This window comes from Frankia tisae, assembly GCF_025403405.1.
In the GTDB taxonomy this organism is placed as follows: Bacteria; Actinomycetota; Actinomycetes; order Frankiales; family Frankiaceae; genus Frankia; species Frankia tisai.
This window is the reverse complement of the sequence record NZ_JANEZT010000134.1, coordinates 1-15,775: the sequence shown is the minus strand read 5'-3', so window position 1 is coordinate 15,775 and position 15,775 is coordinate 1. Positions and strand designations below refer to the sequence as shown.

The window sequence follows — 15,775 nt, the reverse complement described above, 5'->3', positions numbered from 1 at the left end:
GAACAGGGCGGTCCGCAGCGTCGTTGAGGTGGGCGGGTAAGCGTGCCGGCGGACGTGGCGTCCGCCTCTGGCAGACTGGCAGCAGAACGGCTCCGGTTCACGCCCTCCAGCCCGGACGGCGACCCGGCGGCCACATCGAAAGAGGGACCATGAAGGCTGATATCCACCCGACCTACCACGAGACGACCGTGACCTGTACCTGCGGGAGCGTCTTCACCACCCGCAGCACGAAGGAGAACGGCGTCGTGAACGCCGAGGTCTGCTCGCAGTGCCACCCGTTCTACACGGGCAAGCAGAAGATCCTCGACGTCGGCGGGCGGGTCGAGAAGTTCGAGCGCCGGTTCGGCCGGCGGCGCCCCGGCGAGAAGGTCGGCGGCGCGAAGTAGTGCGGCCACGGCGCCCGTCCGGATCCCCGGGCGGGCGCCGTTTGCGTCCGGGGCGGGGCAGGTAGCGCCGTCCCGCCGAACCTGGCTCCCGGAGCTGTGCGGCGTCCGGGACCGTGACGTGCGAAGAGGAACCACCATGACGTCCCCGCTCGACGGCCTCGTCGCGGAGCACGCCGAGATCGAGGGGCAGCTCGCCGATCCGGCGGTGCACAACGACCCCGCGAAGGCCCGTGCCCTCAGCCGCCGCTACGCGCAGCTCGCCCCGGTCGTCGATCTGGCCCGGGAGCTCGAGCGGGTGGAGGGCGACCTCGCCACCGCCCGCGAGCTCGCCGCGGAGGACACGTCGTTCCGCGGCGAGGTCAACGATCTCGACGCCGAACTCGTCGGACTCAACGAGCGGCTGCGTGCCTACCTGGTCCCGGTCGATCCCGACGACGCCCGGGACGCCATCCTCGAGGTCAAGGCCGGCGCGGGCGGTGAGGAATCGGCCCTGTTCGCCGGCGACCTGCTGCGGATGTACCTGCGCTACGCGGAGCGCCGCGGCTGGAAGACCGAGATCCTCGACGCCAACCCGTCCGATCTCGGCGGTTACCGCGACGTCAGCGTGGCGGTGAAGGCGCGCGGCTCGGCGCCCGGCGACGGCGTCTACGGCCGCCTGCGTTTCGAGGGCGGGGTGCACCGCGTCCAGAGGGTGCCGGTGACGGAGTCCGCCGGGCGCATCCACACCTCCGCCGCCGGGGTCCTGGTGCTTCCCGAAGCGGAGGAGGTCGATGTCGAGATCGACGCAAATGACCTGCGCATCGACGTGTTCCGCTCGTCCGGACCCGGCGGGCAGAGCGTGAACACCACCGACTCGGCGGTCCGGATCACCCACGTCCCGACCGGCCTGGTGGTGTCCTGCCAGAACGAGAAGAGCCAGCTGCAGAACAAGGAGTCCGCGCTGCGGATCCTGCGCGCCCGGCTGCTCGGCGTCGCCCGGGAGAAAGCCGAGTCGGAGGCGTCGATGGCGCGGGCCAGCCAGGTCCGCACCGTGGACCGCTCGGAGCGGGTGCGTACCTACAACTTCGCCGAGAACCGGATCAGTGACCACCGGGTCGGTTACAAGGCGCACAACCTCGACCAGGTGCTCGACGGCGAGCTCGACGAGGTGCTGGACGCGCTCGCCGCCGCCGATCTGGAGGCCCGGCTGGCCGCCCAGGCGTCATGATCGGCCCGTCGGTGACCCGCGGGCCCGCCGCGGCCCTCGCGCCGCAGCTCGCGCAGGCCGCCGAGCGGCTGCGCGCGGCCGGGGTCGCCAGTCCCCGGGCCGACGCCGAGCAGCTGGCCGCGTTCACCCTGGGGATCTCCCGATCCCGGCTGGTGGGAGTCGACGAGCTGCCCGCGCAGGCCGCCGCACACCTCGACGAGCTCGTGGGCCGCCGTGCCCGACGTGAGCCGTTGCAGCACCTGACCGGCCTCGCCGGGTTCCGCTACCTCGACCTCGCCGTCGGCCCCGGGGTGTTCATCCCGCGCCCGGAGACGGAGTCCGTCGTCGGCTGGGCCATCGCCGCGCTGGCCTCGCCGCCCGCGCTGGCCTCGCCATCCGGGCCGTCCCTGGAGCCGCGCGGGCCGGTGTGCGTGGATCTGTGCGCCGGGTCCGGGGCGATCGCGCTGTCCCTGGCCGGAGAGGTGCCCGGCGCCCGGGTGCACGCCGTGGAGGTGGACCCTGCGGCGCTGGGCTGGCTGCGGCGTAACGTTGCGGCGAGCCAACTTCCGGTCACGGTTCACGAGGCCGACGTCACCGCCGCGCCCACCGCGTCGCTCGCCCGGCTGGCCGGGTCGGTCGACCTGATCGTCAGCAATCCGCCGTATCTTCCGGATGCCGACCGCGACGAGGTGGAGCCCGAGGTGGGCGAGCATGATCCGCCCCGGGCGTTGTGGGGTGGGGCGGACGGGCTTGACGTGGTGCGTGCCGTTGTCGCGCTGGCGGCCCGGCTGCTGCGCCCCGGGGGCCTGCTCGTCGTCGAGCACGCCGACGGTCACGGCGCCGCCGCGCCGGGCCTGCTGCGCGCCGACGGGCGGTGGATGGACGTGGCCGACCATCCCGACCTGGCCGGGCGGGACCGCTTCGTCAGCGGCCGTCGCCAGGCCGGTGGCGGGGAGCGAGCGACAGGGGAGGAGGGGTGATGCAGCGCTTCGACTGTTCCGATGAGGCCGAGCGGACCCGGGGGCTGGATGCGGCGGTCGCCGCCGTGAGCCGAGGCGAACTGGTGGTGCTGCCCACCGACACGCTGTATGGCCTGGGCGCCGATGCGTTCGACCGGGAGGCGGTGGCCTCACTGCTCGCCGCCAAGGGGCGCGGGCGGAACATGCCCGTCCCGGTCCTGGTCGGCTCCTGGCGCACCCTGGACGGGCTCATCGACCGGATGACTCCGCAGGTCTCCGACCTGATCTCGGCGTTCTGGCCGGGTGGGCTGACGCTCGTGGTCCGGCACGCCGGGTCGCTGCGCTGGGATCTCGGCGAGGGGCGGGGCACCGTGGCGGTGCGGATGCCGCTGCACCCGGTGGCGATCGAGCTGCTGGGTCGGACCGGGCCGATGGCCGTGTCCAGTGCGAACATCAGCGGTCAGCCGCCGGCGACCACGGCGGACGAGGCGGTCGACCAGCTCGGCGGCGCCGCCGAGGTGTACCTCGACGGCGGGCCGTGCCCGGCGGCGGTGCCCTCGACCATCGTCGACTGCACCGGCGAGGTGCCGGTCGTGGTCCGCAGCGGCGCCGTCGGTCTTGACGCGTTGCGCGAGATCCTGCCCCTCGTGCGGGAACCGGCCGCGCGTTGAGCCGGCCCTGAGCCGGCCCGAGTGGAGGGCTGTGCCGGCGCAGAGGACCATTGGTCCCGATCGGGCGGCACGAGCGCAGGAGGTAGGTACGCCATGAGCACCCCGTTCTGGGGCCCGGACTTCGACCAGCTCGCCGACACGGATCCGGACATCGCCGGTGTGGTGCTCGACGAGCTGGCTCGGCTGCGCGGGGGCCTGCAACTCATCGCGAGCGAGAACCTCACGTCGCCGGCGGTGCTCGCGGCGTTGGGCTCGACGCTGTCGAACAAGTACGCCGAGGGTTATCCCGGTCGGCGGTACTACGGCGGTTGCCAGGTGGTGGACCGGGCCGAGGAGATCGGCATCGCCCGGGCGAAGGAGCTTTTCGGCGCGGAGCACGCCAACCTGCAGCCGCATTCCGGCGCGTCGGCGAACTTCGCGGTATATGCGGCGCTGCTGACCCCGGGCGACACGGTGCTGGCGATGTCGCTGCCGCACGGAGGCCACCTCACCCACGGCAGCAAGGTGAGTTTCTCCGGGAAGTGGTTCGACGTCGTCGCCTACGGCGTACGCGAGGACACCGAGCTCATCGACTACGACCAGGTGCGCGATCTGGCCCGCCAGCACCGACCCAAGATGATCATATGTGGGGCGACTGCCTACCCGCGCCTGATCGACTTCGCCGCTTTCCGATCCATCGCCGACGAGGTCGGCTCGTGGCTGATGGTGGACGCGGCTCACTTCATCGGGCTGGTCGCGGGCGGCGTGATCCCCAGCCCCGTGCCGTACGCCGACGTCGTCAGCTTCACCACGCACAAGGTGCTGCGCGGCCCCCGCGGCGGAATGATCCTCGCACGCGAGGAGCTGGCCGCGCGCATCGACAAGGCGGTGTTCCCGTTCAGCCAGGGGGGGCCGTTGATGCATGCGGTGGCGGCGAAGGCGGTCGCGCTGCGGGAGGCGGCCACCCCCGCCTACGCGCAGTACGCTCGCCAGGTGGTGGCCAACGCGCAGGTGCTGGCCGAGGGCCTGGCCGCCGAGGGCATCCGGCCGGTCGCCGGGGGCACCGACACCCACCTCGCGCTGCTCGACCTGCGCGAGCTCGGGGTCAGCGGCCGCGATGCCGAGGCCCGCTGCGACGCTGCCGGCATCACCCTGAACAAGAACGCGATCCCCTACGACCCGCAGCCGCCGGCGGTCTCCTCCGGAATCCGGGTGGGTACTCCCGCCGTCACCACCCAGGGCATGGGGGAGAGCGAGATGAAGGAGATCGCCGGGCTGATCGCCCGGGCGGTGCGTGATCCCGCCGGGGCGGCGGACGTCGCCGCGGGCGTGGCCACGCTCGTCGAACGGCACCCCGCCTACCCGCGGTAGCCAACCGCGGGTTTTCCAGGTTCCACCACATCCGGGTCGGCAGTGGGAGATACCCGACGGTGCGCGAGTACCTGCTCGTCTTCGTGGTCTCGGCGGCGGTGACGTTCCTCGCCACGCCGCTGGCCCGGTCCTTCGCCATGCGCATCGGCGCCGTCGCCGGGGTCCGCGACCGTGACGTCCATGCGATCCCGACGCCCCGGCTCGGCGGCCTCGCGATGCTCGCCGGCCTCTATGCCGGGCTGGAGGTGGCCGACCGGCTGCCGTTCCTGTCCGTCGTCTCCCAGGACTGGTCGGAGACCCGGGCGGTGCTCATCGCCGGCACGCTGATCTGTCTGCTCGGGGTCGCCGACGACCGGTGGGAGCTGGACTCCCTGACCAAGCTCGCCGGCCAGGTCGCCGCCGCCGGCATCATGGTGCTGCTCGGCGTCCAGTGGTCGTTCGCCATCGACCGCAACAGCGAGACCACGCTGAGCCTCGGGCCGGAGACCGCCGTCCCGCTGTCGATCCTCGTCACCGTCGTGCTGATCAACGCGATGAACTTCATCGACGGGCTCGACGGGCTCGCCGCCGGGGTCGCGGCGATCGCGTCGCTGGCGACGTTCTACTTCGCCTACGAGATCGCGGTGATCGACGGCTTCTACCGGGCCTCGCCCGCGGCGCTGCTCGCCGCGGTCACCGCCGGGGTGTGCGTCGGGTTCCTGCCGCACAACTTCAATCCGGCCCGGCTGTTCATGGGCGACTCCGGCTCCATGCTCATCGGCCTGCTGTCGGCCGCCTCGATGATCTCCGTCACCGGACAGGTCGCCTACGGGGGTTACGCTGGACCCTCGCGGTCGTACCCGTCGCTGATCCCGTTGGCGATCCCGCTGGCCGTCCTCGCTGTTCCCTTTCTCGACCTCGGGCTCGCGATCATCCGGCGCACGCGGGCGGGGCGATCGCCGTTCGCGGCCGACAAGATGCATCTCCACCACCGGATGCTGGAGATCGGCAATTCGCACGTGAGGGCGGTTTTGTTCATGTATTTCTGGGCGGCTCTGGTCGGGTTCGGCGGTGTCGCCGCATCGTTCTCCGCCTCCCCGCTGCCGATCCTCGTCGCCACCGTCGGGGTCGGGCTCGCGGCGCTGCTCGCGCTGCTGGTCCGCACGCAGAAGTCGGCGCGCGCATGATCGTGCCGGCGGCTCGGGTGATCCGGCTCGGCCTCGTTCTCACGCTCGCGCTGGCGGTGCCCGCCGTGGCGATCTCCGCGGGGACGGGCGGTGGGACCGGCGCGCTGAGCGCGGCGCTGGGGCTCGCCATCGTCGTCGCGTTCTTCACCATCAGCAAGCTGGCGGTGGGCGCGGTCGCGCGCCGGGCGCCGCACCTGCTGCTGCCCGCCGCTCTTGGCACCTACGCGCTGAAGATCGCAGTGCTCGGGGTGGTGCTGCTGGGGCTCCAGGACAGCTCGACGCTCGACCTGCCGACCTTCGCCTGGTCGATCTTCGGCGGTGTCTTCGCCTGGATGGGCGCGGAACTGTGGGTCGCAACCCACACCCGGGTGCCCTTTTTCGACCCGGACCGCCCCGGCGCCTGGGACGCCACGCGGCGACCGCCGACGCGATGAGCGATCCCGTTCCGGGACCGGCCGGTGACGGCACGCGGCGGCGCGGGCCCGATGGTGGGCCGCCTGAAAGTGCCAGAACCCCGCAGGTGTCCGGCCGTCCGCCCCGGCAGCGTGCCGGGGGTGGGCACCACCCCGGCGAGGCATGGAACGTCTTCGGAACTCTGATCGCGGGGATGGCGTTCTGGGGACTGGTGGGCTTCGGTGCCGACCGGCTGTTCGGCTTCCGGGCGCTGTTCCTGCCCATCGGCCTCGCGGTCGGCATGGCGGCCGCCATGTATCTGGTCATCTACCGGTTGACCCAGCGCTAGCCCGGTTGGTCGGGGGTCGTTCGCCCCTTTTATCGGAGTTGGTGGGGACGTTCCGGTTGTCCCGTTCGCTACCTCCCGTTGGTCCCGGCGGTCCCGTTCCGAATGGACCGGGGCGTTCCCTCCCGTGGACCTGTCTATCCAGCCATTCCCGGCTGTTCCATGGGTGCGGTCGGTCCGAATCGCCGCGATCTCCCGGTCACCGGGAAAACGTGCGGCGACCGCGCACCGATCCCACCGGCGGCAACCATGACCTGCCAGGTCATCGACGCCGCGGACGAAATGGGTAAGAGTGGGCGCAGGCGGTGGACCGCCGGGAGGGAGTGGTGAGATGACCGCAACCCGTGCACGTCCCGTGCACCGCGCTGGGCGGCGGCCCACAGGTGGGCGCCGGCGCGAACTGGACGTCATGAGGTGGTCACGCTATGTGGAAACGTCATCAACGGAGCGAAACCCGCGGACAACGCGCACATGAACCAGGGTGAACCTCGAAGCGAGTTGGTGCCTGTGGCGCGCCGGTGTGGATAGTATCGCGGGCAACAGGACGTCGGCCTGCCGACACCCATCAGGGCCTGGGCTTGTCGAGGCGTCCCTCGAAGCGCTGCCGCCAGTTGGCTACGGGTCGTTCTTCCGTGTGAGCGTGTCGTGCGAACCCGGTAGGGTGGGGCAATCTGCAGCCGGCACGGCAACCTCGCGGAGCCGTGTATGCGCTACCTAATCGATCATGGAGGTGTTTGTCGTGCCGGTCCTCGCTGATGAGGGCTTCGAAGGCCCCACGAAGGAGGTCTTCCAGACTCCGCACTGGTTCGATGTCGGGATCGGCTCGGTCAATCTCTACCTCAACAAGGCCACCGCGCTTACGATCTTCGCCGCGCTCTTCGTGGGCGTGATCTTCTGGCTGGGTTTCCGTCGAGCTAAAATCATACCTCGCGGTATCCAGAACCTGTGCGAGTCCGCCTACGATTTCGTCGACCTGCAGATCGCTCGTGGGGTCATCGGGGAGAAGGGCGCCCGCTACACGCCCTACCTGCTGGTTCTGTTCAGCTTCGTGCTGGTCAGCAACGTCCTGGCGATCATCCCGGCGGCCCAGTTCCCGGCGACCTCGCGCATCGCGGTGCCGATGGTCCTCGCGGTCGTCACCTGGGTGATGTTCATCTACGCGGGCATCAAGGCCAACGGCGCGGGTGCGTACTTCAAGGAGATGATCGACCCGGCGCCCACGGCGCCGCTGGCGATCCGCCTGCTGCTGGGCCCGATCGAGATCCTGTCGACGCTGATCGTCCGGCCGTTCACGCTGGCCATCCGACTGTTCGCGAACATGTTCGCCGGCCACCTCCTGCTGCTGGTCTTCTCGCTGGGCGCGGACTACCTGCTGCCCAAGCCTCCTTTCGTATTCGGCGTCGCGTCCCTGCTCGTGGCGGTCGTCCTCACGGCGTTCGAGCTCGTCATCGATGCTCTCCAGGCGTACATCATCACCATCCTCACCGCCGCCTACATCGGCGGAGCGATGGCGCATGGAGAGCACGAGGTTGCTCCGTCCGAGGGACTTGCCGAGCACGCCCCGGTGGGCGTGCCGGCAGCGGTCCACGCCTAGTTTCTGAACACTCCCCCAGCACCGGCCGAGTCCCGGTGCCCGACTGAATAGGAAAAGCACCGTAATGGACCCCTTGACTGTCTTCGCCGCCAAGGACGCCGTGTCCGGGAGCCTCGGCGCCGTGGCCTACGGTCTGGCCGCCATCGGCCCGGGTATCGGCATCGGTCTCATCTTCGGCCTCGGCGTCCAGGCGATTGCCCGGCAGCCCGAGGCGGAGCAGGTCGCCTTCCGATACATGCTGATCGGCTTCGCCCTCGCCGAGGCGCTCGCGCTTATCGGCTTCGTCGTTCCCTTCGTCTTCCCGTAAACCGGCGCAGCGACCATGAACGCATCAGCCACCGTCATCCTTCTCGCCGCGAGCGAGAGCGGGCATTCCGACGAGAACGTTCTCATCCCGCCGCTGAGCGAACTACTCATCGGCACCCTGGCCTTCGGGCTGCTGGTGGCCTTCTTCTTCTGGAAGATCCGCCCGCAGATCGCGAAGACCTACGCGCAGCGCACCGAGCGCATCGAGGGCGGGATCGCCCGCGCCGAGGCCGCGCAGCGCGAGGCGCAGGCGTTGCTGGAGCAGTACCGGGCACAGCTCGCCGAGGCCCGGACCGAGGCTGCGCGCATCCGGGACGATGCGCACACCGAGGGCCGGCAGATCGTCGAGGAGCTCCGCGCGTCCGCGCAGCGGGAGATCGCCGAGATCAAGGAGCGCGCCGACGCTCAGCTCCTGGCAGACCGGGCGCAGATCGTGGCCCAGGTTCGCCGTGAGGTCGGTGTGATCGCGATCGATCTCGCCTCGAAGATCGTCGGTTACCAGGTGGAGAGCACTGCCACCCAGGCCCGGCTCGTCGACGACTTCATCGCTGCCCTGGACAACTCGGCCGAGGGCGCGGGCAGTACTACCCCCACGCCGGTGGGGTCGGGAGGCTGACGGTGGAGGGAGCCAGCAGGCACGGGCTCGCCACGGCGCGGGCCACCCTCGACGAGGCCACGGCGACGCCGCTGGGCGTCGTCACCCCGGTGGACGCCAGCCGCGTTGCCGACGACCTACGGGCCGTCGCCGACCTGCTCCGCCGGGAGCCGACCGTGCGCCGCGCGCTGACCGACCCGGGAGCGCCCCCGTCGGCGCGCACGGAGCTCGCGGCCCGGCTGCTCGGTCGCCAGCTCGACGCGGTGAGCCTGCGGATCGTGCAGACCGCGGTCTCGGCGCGTTGGTCTCGTCCGGTCGACCTGCAGTACGCGCTGCTCGAACTGAGCGTCGAGGCCCTGCTGGTCGAGGCGGAGCGGGACAGGGCGCTGGAGGAGGTCGAGGACGAGCTGTTCCGGTTCGCCCGGATCCTCGGGCAGAACCCGCAGCTGGCCCTGGCCCTGACCGACCCGGCCGCGCCGGCGTCGGTCAAGAACGCGCTGCTGGCCCGGCTGCTGTCCGGTCGGGCCCATCCGGTCACGCTGCGGCTGGCCCAGCAGGCCGCGGCCGACCGGATCCACGGTGACGTCGAGCGTCGCCTGTCCGACTTCAGCCGGATCGCCGCGGCCCGCCGGGGCCGGGTCGTCGCAATCGTGCGCACGGCGGTGCCGTTGACCGACGAGGTCATCGCCCGCCTGGGCGCGGCGATCAGCCGGTACTTCGGCCGCCAGATCCAACTTCAGGTTGATCTCGATCCCGATCTCCTGGGCGGGGTCGTGGTGAAGGTCGGCGACGAGGTGGTCGACGGCAGCGTGCTACGCCGCCTGGCCGCCGCGCGCCGGGCGCTGCTCCGATAGCCGGGTGGCGGTCATGACCATGACAGCGCCCAGGCGACCTGCCCTGCCAGCGATGAACGACGAAGGACGTAAGCGATGACTGAGCTCTCCATCCGGCCGGAGGAGATCCGCGACGCCCTACGGGAGTACGTCGACTCCTTCCAGGCCACCTCCGCCGGCCGGGAGGAGGTCGGCCGGGTCGTCGTCACCGGTGACGGCATCGCCCGGGTCGAGGGTCTTCCCCACACGATGACCAACGAGCTGCTGGAGTTCAAAGGCGGCGTGCTGGGTCTCGCGCTGAACCTCGAAGTCGGCGAGATCGGCACCGTCATCCTCGGTGAGTCCGAGACCATCGAGGAGGGGCAGGAGGTCCGCCGCACCGGGGAGATCCTCGCCGTCCCGGTCGGCGACGGCTTCCTCGGCCGGGTCGTCGACCCGCTCGGGCGGCCGATCGACGGCCTCGGCGAGATCCAGTCCGAGGGCACCCGAGCCCTGGAGCTGCAGGCGCCCTCGGTCGTCCAGCGCCAGCCGGTGAAGGAGCCGCTACTGACGGGCATCAAGGCGATCGACGCCATGACCGCCATCGGCCGCGGCCAGCGTCAGCTGATCATCGGTGACCGGCAGACCGGCAAGACGACGGTGGCCATCGACACGATCATCAACCAGCGGGACAACTGGGCCTCGGGCGATCCGTCGAAGCAGGTCAAGTGCGTCTACGTGGCGATCGGCCAGAAGAAGACGACCATCCGCGAGGTGGTGAACACCCTCGAGGAGGCCGGCGCGCTGGCCTACACCACGATCGTCGCCGCCCCGGCCGACGAGCCGGCCGGCTTCAAGTACATCGCGCCGTACGCGGGTTCCGCGATCGCCCAGCACTGGATGTACAACGGCCAGCACGCGCTGATCATTTTCGACGACCTGTCCAAGCAGGCCGAGGCGTACCGGGCGATCTCGCTGCTGCTGCGCCGCCCGCCGGGCCGTGAGGCCTACCCCGGCGACGTGTTCTACTTGCACTCCCGCCTGCTGGAGCGCTGCGCGAAGCTGTCCGACGAGCTCGGCGGCGGGTCGCTGACGGGGCTGCCGATCATCGAGACGAAGGCCAGCGACATCTCGGCCTACATCCCGACGAACGTCATCTCGATCACCGACGGCCAGATCTTCCTGGAGTCGGACCTGTTCAACCAGGGCGTGCGCCCCGCCATCAACGTCGGCACCTCGGTGTCCCGTGTCGGCGGCAGCGCGCAGACGAAGGCGATGAAGTCCGTCGCCGGCCGGCTGCGCCTGGACCTCGCCCAGTACCGCGAGCTGGAGGCGTTCTCCGCGTTCGGCTCCGACCTGGACAAGGCCTCGCGTGACCAGCTCGCCCGGGGCGCCCGCCTCGTCGAGGTGCTCAAGCAGCCGCAGAACCGGCCGTTCCCGGTCGAGCGGGAGGTCGTCACGATCTGGGCCGGTACCACCGGCAAGCTCGACGACGTGCCGATCGCGGACGTCCGCCGGTTCGAGGGCGAGTTCCTCGACTACGTCGGTCGGTCGAGCCGGGGGATCTATGACACCATCCTGGGCTCCGGCAAGCTCGGCGACGAAACGGTCGGCCAGCTCGAGCGGGCGATCGCCGACTTCAAGCAGCAGTTCACGCTGTCCGACGGCAGCCCGCTGATCAACGAGGCGCCGGTCAAGCCCCTGGACCCGAGTGCGGTGCGGCAGGAGTCGATCCCGGTCCACCGGGCGTCGGCGCGCACCGCCGACGAGGGCTGATCCGTGGCGGGGCAGCTTCGCGAGTACCGGCGGCGCATTCGCTCGGTGCAGTCGACGAAGAAGATCACCAGGGCGATGGAGCTGATCGCGGCCTCCCGGATCGCGAAGGCCCGGGCGCGGGTCGCCGCGGCCCGTCCCTACGCCGAGGAGATCACCCGGGTGATCGAGGCGGTGGCGTCGCAGACGACGATCAGCCATCCGCTGACCACCGAGCGGCCCCAGCCCGTTCGGGCCGCGGTTGTGGTGATCACCAGCGACCGGGGGTTGGCCGGCGGCTACAGCTCGAACGCGCTGCGGCGCGCCAACGAGCTCATCGAGTTGCTGCGCTCGGAGGGCAAGGAGCCGGAGCTGTACGTCATCGGCCGTAAGGGAGTGGGCTACTACCGCTTCCGCGGCCGGGCGATCAGTGGCGAGTACACCGGCTTCTCCGAGCAGCCGACCTACGCCGACGCCAAGTCGGTCGGGGACGCTCTTATCGCCTCGTTCGTTGCATCTGGTGAAAGCGGCGGGGTCGACGAGATCCACGTCGTCCACACCGAGTATGTCTCCGCCCTTACGCAGACGCCGGTCGCGCGCCGGCTGCTGCCGATGGTGCTCACCGAGACCAACGAGCCGCCGGCCGGCGGCCCGCTGCCCCAGTACGAGTTCGAACCGTCCGCGGAGGCGGTGCTCGACGCGCTGCTGCCCCGGTACGTCGAGAGCCGGCTGTACGCGGCGATGCTGGAGTCGGCGGCGTCGGAGTCGGCGGCGCGGCAGCGGGCGATGAAGTCGGCGACAGACAACGCCGAGGACCTGATCCGTAGCTACACCCGGCAGGCCAACCGGGCCCGGCAGGACGCCATCACCCAGGAGATCTCCGAGATCGTCGGCGGTGCCAACGCCCTGGCATCGGCCTCCTGACATGATCCGGCGGCGCGCGACCGGGAGACGAGGTCGTCCCCCATGTCGTCGCGTCGCCGGAGGTATTAGGTGACACTGGTCACGAGGCGCCCTCGCGCGGGAGGGCGTGTCGTCGAGGTGAGGTACCGCCAGGGAACGAGTACCCACCTCATCTCGACCGCCGGGACCAGCCGACACCGACCGACCACAACGTAGAAGTACGGCGCCGCCGACGAGGCGGGCGGGGACGCGCCCGCCTCGTCGGCGGCGCCGGAGGTGCCAGAGAGTACGGCTAGCCCGAGGCTGCGGCGACGGGCAATGATGGGAAACTGAGGACGCCATGACCGTCACCACCAGCTCGCCGGCCACGGCTGAGGGCCGGACCCCGGGGATCGGCCGGGTCGCCCGAGTCATCGGACCGGTCGTCGACGTGGAGTTCGCGCCGGACGAGCTCCCAGAGATCTACCAGGCACTCGAGGTCGACCGCATCATCGGCGGCGAGACGCTGACGCTGACGCTGGAGGTCGCCCAGCACATCGGCGACAACACGGTGCGCGCCATCTCGATGCAGCAGACCGACGGTCTGGTGCGCGGCGCCGCGGTGCGCGACACCGGCGGGCCGATCTCCGTGCCCGTCGGTGACGCCACCAAGGGGCACGTGTTCAACGTGCTCGGCACCCCGCTCGACGTCGACAAGGTCGATGCTGAGACGCGGTGGTCGATCCACCGGCAGGCGCCCGCGTTCGACCAGCTCGAGTCCAAGACCGAGATGTTCACCACCGGGATCAAGGTCATCGACCTGCTCGCGCCGTACGTGCGCGGTGGGAAGATCGGCCTGTTCGGCGGTGCCGGCGTCGGCAAGACCGTCATCATCCAGGAGATGATCCGCCGGGTCGCCAAGGAGTTCGGTGGCGTCTCGGTGTTCGCCGGGGTCGGTGAGCGTACCCGTGAGGGCAACGACCTGTTCCTGGAGATGACCGAGGCCGGCGTCATCGAGGACACCGCGCTGGTGTTCGGCCAGATGGACGAGCCGCCCGGCACCCGGCTGCGGGTGGCGCTGGGCGCGCTGACCATGGCCGAGTACTTCCGGGATGTCCAGAAGCAGGACGTGCTGCTGTTCATCGACAACATCTTCCGGTTCACCCAGGCCGGCTCCGAGGTGTCCACCCTGCTCGGCCGGATGCCGTCCGCCGTGGGTTACCAGCCGACGCTCGCCGACGAGATGGGTGTGCTCCAGGAGCGCATCACCTCGACCCGCGGCCACTCGATCACCTCGCTGCAGGCCATCTACGTGCCCGCGGACGACCTGACCGACCCGGCCCCGGCGACGACGTTCACCCACCTCGACGCCCAGACGGTGCTCGACCGGTCCATCTCCGACCTGGGCATCTACCCGGCGGTGAGCCCGCTCGACTCGAACTCCCGGATCCTCGACGCCCGCTACCTGGGCCAGGAGCACTACGACACGGCCCGCGAGGTGCAGCGGATCCTGCAGCGCTACAAGGACCTGCAGGACATCATCGCCATCCTCGGCATCGACGAGCTCTCCGAAGAGGACAAGATCCTCGTCAACCGGGCCCGGCGGATCCAGCGGTTCCTGTCGCAGCCGTTCTTCGTCGCGGAGCAGTTCACCAACATCCCCGGCAAGTTCGTCCCGCTCGACGAGACCATCGACTCGTTCAAGCGACTCTCCCAGGGCGACTACGACCACCTGCCTGAGCAGGCGTTCTTCATGTGCGGTGGCATCGAGGACGCGGAGAAGAACGCGGAGAACCTGTAATGCCGATCCGGGTCGCGATCGTCTCGCCCGAGCAGGAGGTGTGGTCCGGCGACGCCGACATGGTCGTCGCCCGGACCACCGACGGTGATCTCGGCGTCCTGCCCGGCCACGTGCCGCTGCTCGGGGTGCTGGTCCCGGGCGGCACGGTCCGGGTCAAGACCGGTGGCCGGGAGATCTCGGCCCAGGTCGACGGCGGCTTCATCTCCGTCACCCGCCAGGGTGTCAGCATCCTGGCCGAGACGGCGACGCTGAGCAGCTAGCCGGCGCTGAGCAGCTAGCCGGCGCCGGCAGTCACGGGCGCGTTCCCCTCGGGGGGACGCGCCCTTGCTCGTTCAGATCTCCAGCAGGAACTTCAACGCCTCGGTCATCCGGAGCAGGTGGTCGGGGCCCACCACGCCGAGGCGGCGGTCGAACCGCTGCTGCGACACGGACTTGACGTCCTCGACCTTGGCGTAGCTCGTCTCGCGCAGGCCGGTGCCGCCGGGCGCGAGCTCGACGTGGGAGGGCAGCCCACGGCGGGTCCTGGTCACGGGCACGACAATGGACAGGCCCGCGCGGCTGCGGTTGAGTCGATCCGCGGACACGACCACCGCCGGCCGACGCAGCCCCTGTTCGTGGCCGATCGGCTCACCGAAGTCGACCATCCATACCTCGCCGCGGCGAGGCGAGATCACTCCGGCCCGTCCAACCCGTCCCGCAGGGCCGGCGACTCGGCCGACCGCTCGGCCTCGATGGCGTCCCAGCCGTCCGGGTCGTCGGCGAGCTGGTCGTAGCCCTGCTCGAAGCCGCGCCAGAACAGCTCGCGCTCGTAGGCCTCGACGGCCTCGTCGATGATGGTCTGCATCTGCTGGCCGGTGGACGCGGCCAGGGCCGCGACCCGCTGCCGCGTCCTGTCACTCACGCGCACCGTCGTACTCATGATCGCCAGTCTACAATTGGGTTGACTGGACTGTCGACCCTCCGGTATATGCAGGACTCCGTCGGGGACGCTGGTCAGGCGTGCGCGCCCGGGCGCCACAGCACGTCCCCCTGCGGGTTCGCCACCCGAGCGAGGATGAACAGCAGGTCCGACAGGCGGTTGAGGTATCGCGCGGGCAGCGGCCCGATGCGCTCGGGCTCGGCGGCAAGCAGGGCCCAGACGGAGCGCTCCGCTCGGCGGGCCACCGTGCGGGCGGTGTGCAGCAGCGCGGCGCCCGGCGTGCCGCCGGGCAGGATGAACGAGTCGAGCTTCGGCAGATCGGCGTTGAAGCGGTCACACGCCTCCTCCAGCCGGTCCACGTACGCCTCGGTGATCCGCAGCGGGGGATAGGCCGGTTCGGCCACGACCGGCGTGCACAGGTCCGCGCCGACGTCGAACAGGTCGTTCTGGACCTGCCCGAGCACCGCCCGCACGTCGTCGGCGAGCCCACCGAGGGCGAGCGCCATGCCGATCGCCGCGTTCGCCTCGTCGACGTCGGCGTAGGCGGCCAGCCGCGGATCGGTCTTCGCCACCCGGGACATGTCGCCCAGCGCCGTCGTGCCGTCGTCCCCGGTGCGGGTGTAGATCCGGGTGAGGTGTACCGCCATGCCCCCACTC

Annotated in this window: 19 protein-coding genes; 16 read left to right on the top strand and 3 right to left on the bottom strand. The window is 70.7% G+C overall.

Annotated elements, in window-relative coordinates; genetic code table 11:
* Window positions 1–149 precede the first annotated feature (149 nt).
* The 16 genes from rpmE to NBZ85_RS14605 all read left to right on the top strand — a co-directional run bounded on the left by rpmE (window position 150) and on the right by NBZ85_RS14605 (window position 14,459).
* Window positions 150–386, top strand: coding sequence for a 50S ribosomal protein L31 (rpmE, locus tag NBZ85_RS14680; protein WP_136446497.1), 237 nt, complete (start codon window positions 150–152; stop codon window positions 384–386).
* Window positions 387–522: 136 nt separating this feature from the next.
* A complete protein-coding gene (gene prfA / locus NBZ85_RS14675) occupies window positions 523–1,593 on the top strand; it encodes a peptide chain release factor 1 (protein WP_261562068.1) in 1,071 nt (356 codons plus the stop codon).
* Window positions 1,590–2,552 (top strand): peptide chain release factor N(5)-glutamine methyltransferase, encoded by a 963-nt coding sequence (gene prmC / locus NBZ85_RS14670; protein ID WP_261556170.1) that lies wholly within the window; start codon window positions 1,590–1,592, stop codon window positions 2,550–2,552. The genes prfA and prmC overlap by 4 nt, the downstream gene beginning before the upstream one ends.
* A complete protein-coding gene (locus NBZ85_RS14665) occupies window positions 2,552–3,202 on the top strand; it encodes an L-threonylcarbamoyladenylate synthase (protein WP_163552437.1) in 651 nt (216 codons plus the stop codon). Before prmC ends, NBZ85_RS14665 begins: the two co-directional genes overlap by 1 nt.
* A 93-nt stretch (window positions 3,203–3,295) precedes the next feature.
* A complete protein-coding gene (gene glyA / locus NBZ85_RS14660; protein ID WP_261556169.1) occupies window positions 3,296–4,552 on the top strand; it encodes a serine hydroxymethyltransferase in 1,257 nt (418 codons plus the stop codon).
* A gap of 59 nt (window positions 4,553–4,611) precedes the next feature.
* The gene (locus NBZ85_RS14655) at window positions 4,612–5,718 is read left to right on the top strand and encodes an MraY family glycosyltransferase (protein WP_261556168.1); all 1,107 of its coding nucleotides are present in this window, start codon (window positions 4,612–4,614) and stop codon (window positions 5,716–5,718) included.
* Window positions 5,715–6,152, top strand: coding sequence for a Cg1360 family ATP-synthase-associated protein (locus NBZ85_RS14650; RefSeq protein WP_261556167.1), 438 nt, complete (start codon window positions 5,715–5,717; stop codon window positions 6,150–6,152). The genes NBZ85_RS14655 and NBZ85_RS14650 overlap by 4 nt, the downstream gene beginning before the upstream one ends.
* 86 nt (window positions 6,153–6,238) lie before the next feature.
* Window positions 6,239–6,460, top strand: coding sequence for a hypothetical protein (locus NBZ85_RS14645; protein WP_261556166.1), 222 nt, complete (start codon window positions 6,239–6,241; stop codon window positions 6,458–6,460).
* Between the two features lie 721 nt (window positions 6,461–7,181).
* Complete coding sequence (atpB, locus tag NBZ85_RS14640) at window positions 7,182–8,051, top strand: F0F1 ATP synthase subunit A (RefSeq protein WP_261556165.1); 870 nt, start codon at window positions 7,182–7,184, stop codon at window positions 8,049–8,051.
* Window positions 8,052–8,115: 64 nt separating this feature from the next.
* Window positions 8,116–8,358 carry an ATP synthase subunit C-like protein gene (locus NBZ85_RS14635; protein WP_261556164.1) on the top strand — a complete coding sequence of 81 codons (243 nt, stop codon included), beginning with the start codon at window positions 8,116–8,118 and terminating at the stop codon, window positions 8,356–8,358.
* A 15-nt stretch (window positions 8,359–8,373) separates the two neighbouring features.
* Window positions 8,374–8,973 (top strand): F0F1 ATP synthase subunit B, encoded by a 600-nt coding sequence (locus tag NBZ85_RS14630; protein WP_261556163.1) that lies wholly within the window; start codon window positions 8,374–8,376, stop codon window positions 8,971–8,973.
* Between the two features lie 2 nt (window positions 8,974–8,975).
* Window positions 8,976–9,806, top strand: a complete 831-nt coding sequence (locus NBZ85_RS14625; protein WP_261556162.1) for a F0F1 ATP synthase subunit delta — start codon at window positions 8,976–8,978, stop codon at window positions 9,804–9,806.
* Between the two features lie 75 nt (window positions 9,807–9,881).
* Entirely contained in the window at window positions 9,882–11,540 is a 1,659-nt protein-coding gene (atpA, locus tag NBZ85_RS14620; protein ID WP_261556161.1) for a F0F1 ATP synthase subunit alpha, read from the top strand.
* A gap of 3 nt (window positions 11,541–11,543) precedes the next feature.
* Window positions 11,544–12,440 (top strand): F0F1 ATP synthase subunit gamma, encoded by an 897-nt coding sequence (locus NBZ85_RS14615; protein ID WP_261562067.1) that lies wholly within the window; start codon window positions 11,544–11,546, stop codon window positions 12,438–12,440.
* 319 nt (window positions 12,441–12,759) lie between these two features.
* On the top strand, window positions 12,760–14,199 hold the full coding sequence (gene atpD, locus NBZ85_RS14610; RefSeq protein WP_261562066.1) for a F0F1 ATP synthase subunit beta: 1,440 nt from the start codon (window positions 12,760–12,762) through the stop codon (window positions 14,197–14,199).
* Window positions 14,199–14,459: a F0F1 ATP synthase subunit epsilon gene (locus NBZ85_RS14605; RefSeq protein WP_261556158.1), complete on the top strand. Its 261-nt coding sequence runs from the start codon at window positions 14,199–14,201 to the stop codon at window positions 14,457–14,459. The genes atpD and NBZ85_RS14605 overlap by 1 nt, the downstream gene beginning before the upstream one ends.
* A gap of 72 nt (window positions 14,460–14,531) precedes the next feature.
* Here the strand turns inward: NBZ85_RS14605 and NBZ85_RS14600 are convergent, their stop codons facing one another.
* From NBZ85_RS14600 to NBZ85_RS14590, 3 genes are all read right to left on the bottom strand, one after another.
* The gene (locus tag NBZ85_RS14600) at window positions 14,532–14,873 is read right to left on the bottom strand and encodes a type II toxin-antitoxin system PemK/MazF family toxin (protein ID WP_136446512.1); all 342 of its coding nucleotides are present in this window, start codon (window positions 14,871–14,873) and stop codon (window positions 14,532–14,534) included.
* Complete coding sequence (locus NBZ85_RS14595) at window positions 14,870–15,100, bottom strand: hypothetical protein (RefSeq protein WP_261556157.1); 231 nt, start codon at window positions 15,098–15,100, stop codon at window positions 14,870–14,872. Before NBZ85_RS14595 ends, NBZ85_RS14600 begins: the two co-directional genes overlap by 4 nt.
* Window positions 15,101–15,192: 92 nt before the next feature.
* Window positions 15,193–15,765, bottom strand: a complete 573-nt coding sequence (locus NBZ85_RS14590) for a cob(I)yrinic acid a,c-diamide adenosyltransferase (protein WP_261556156.1) — start codon at window positions 15,763–15,765, stop codon at window positions 15,193–15,195.
* Window positions 15,766–15,775 lie beyond the last annotated feature (10 nt).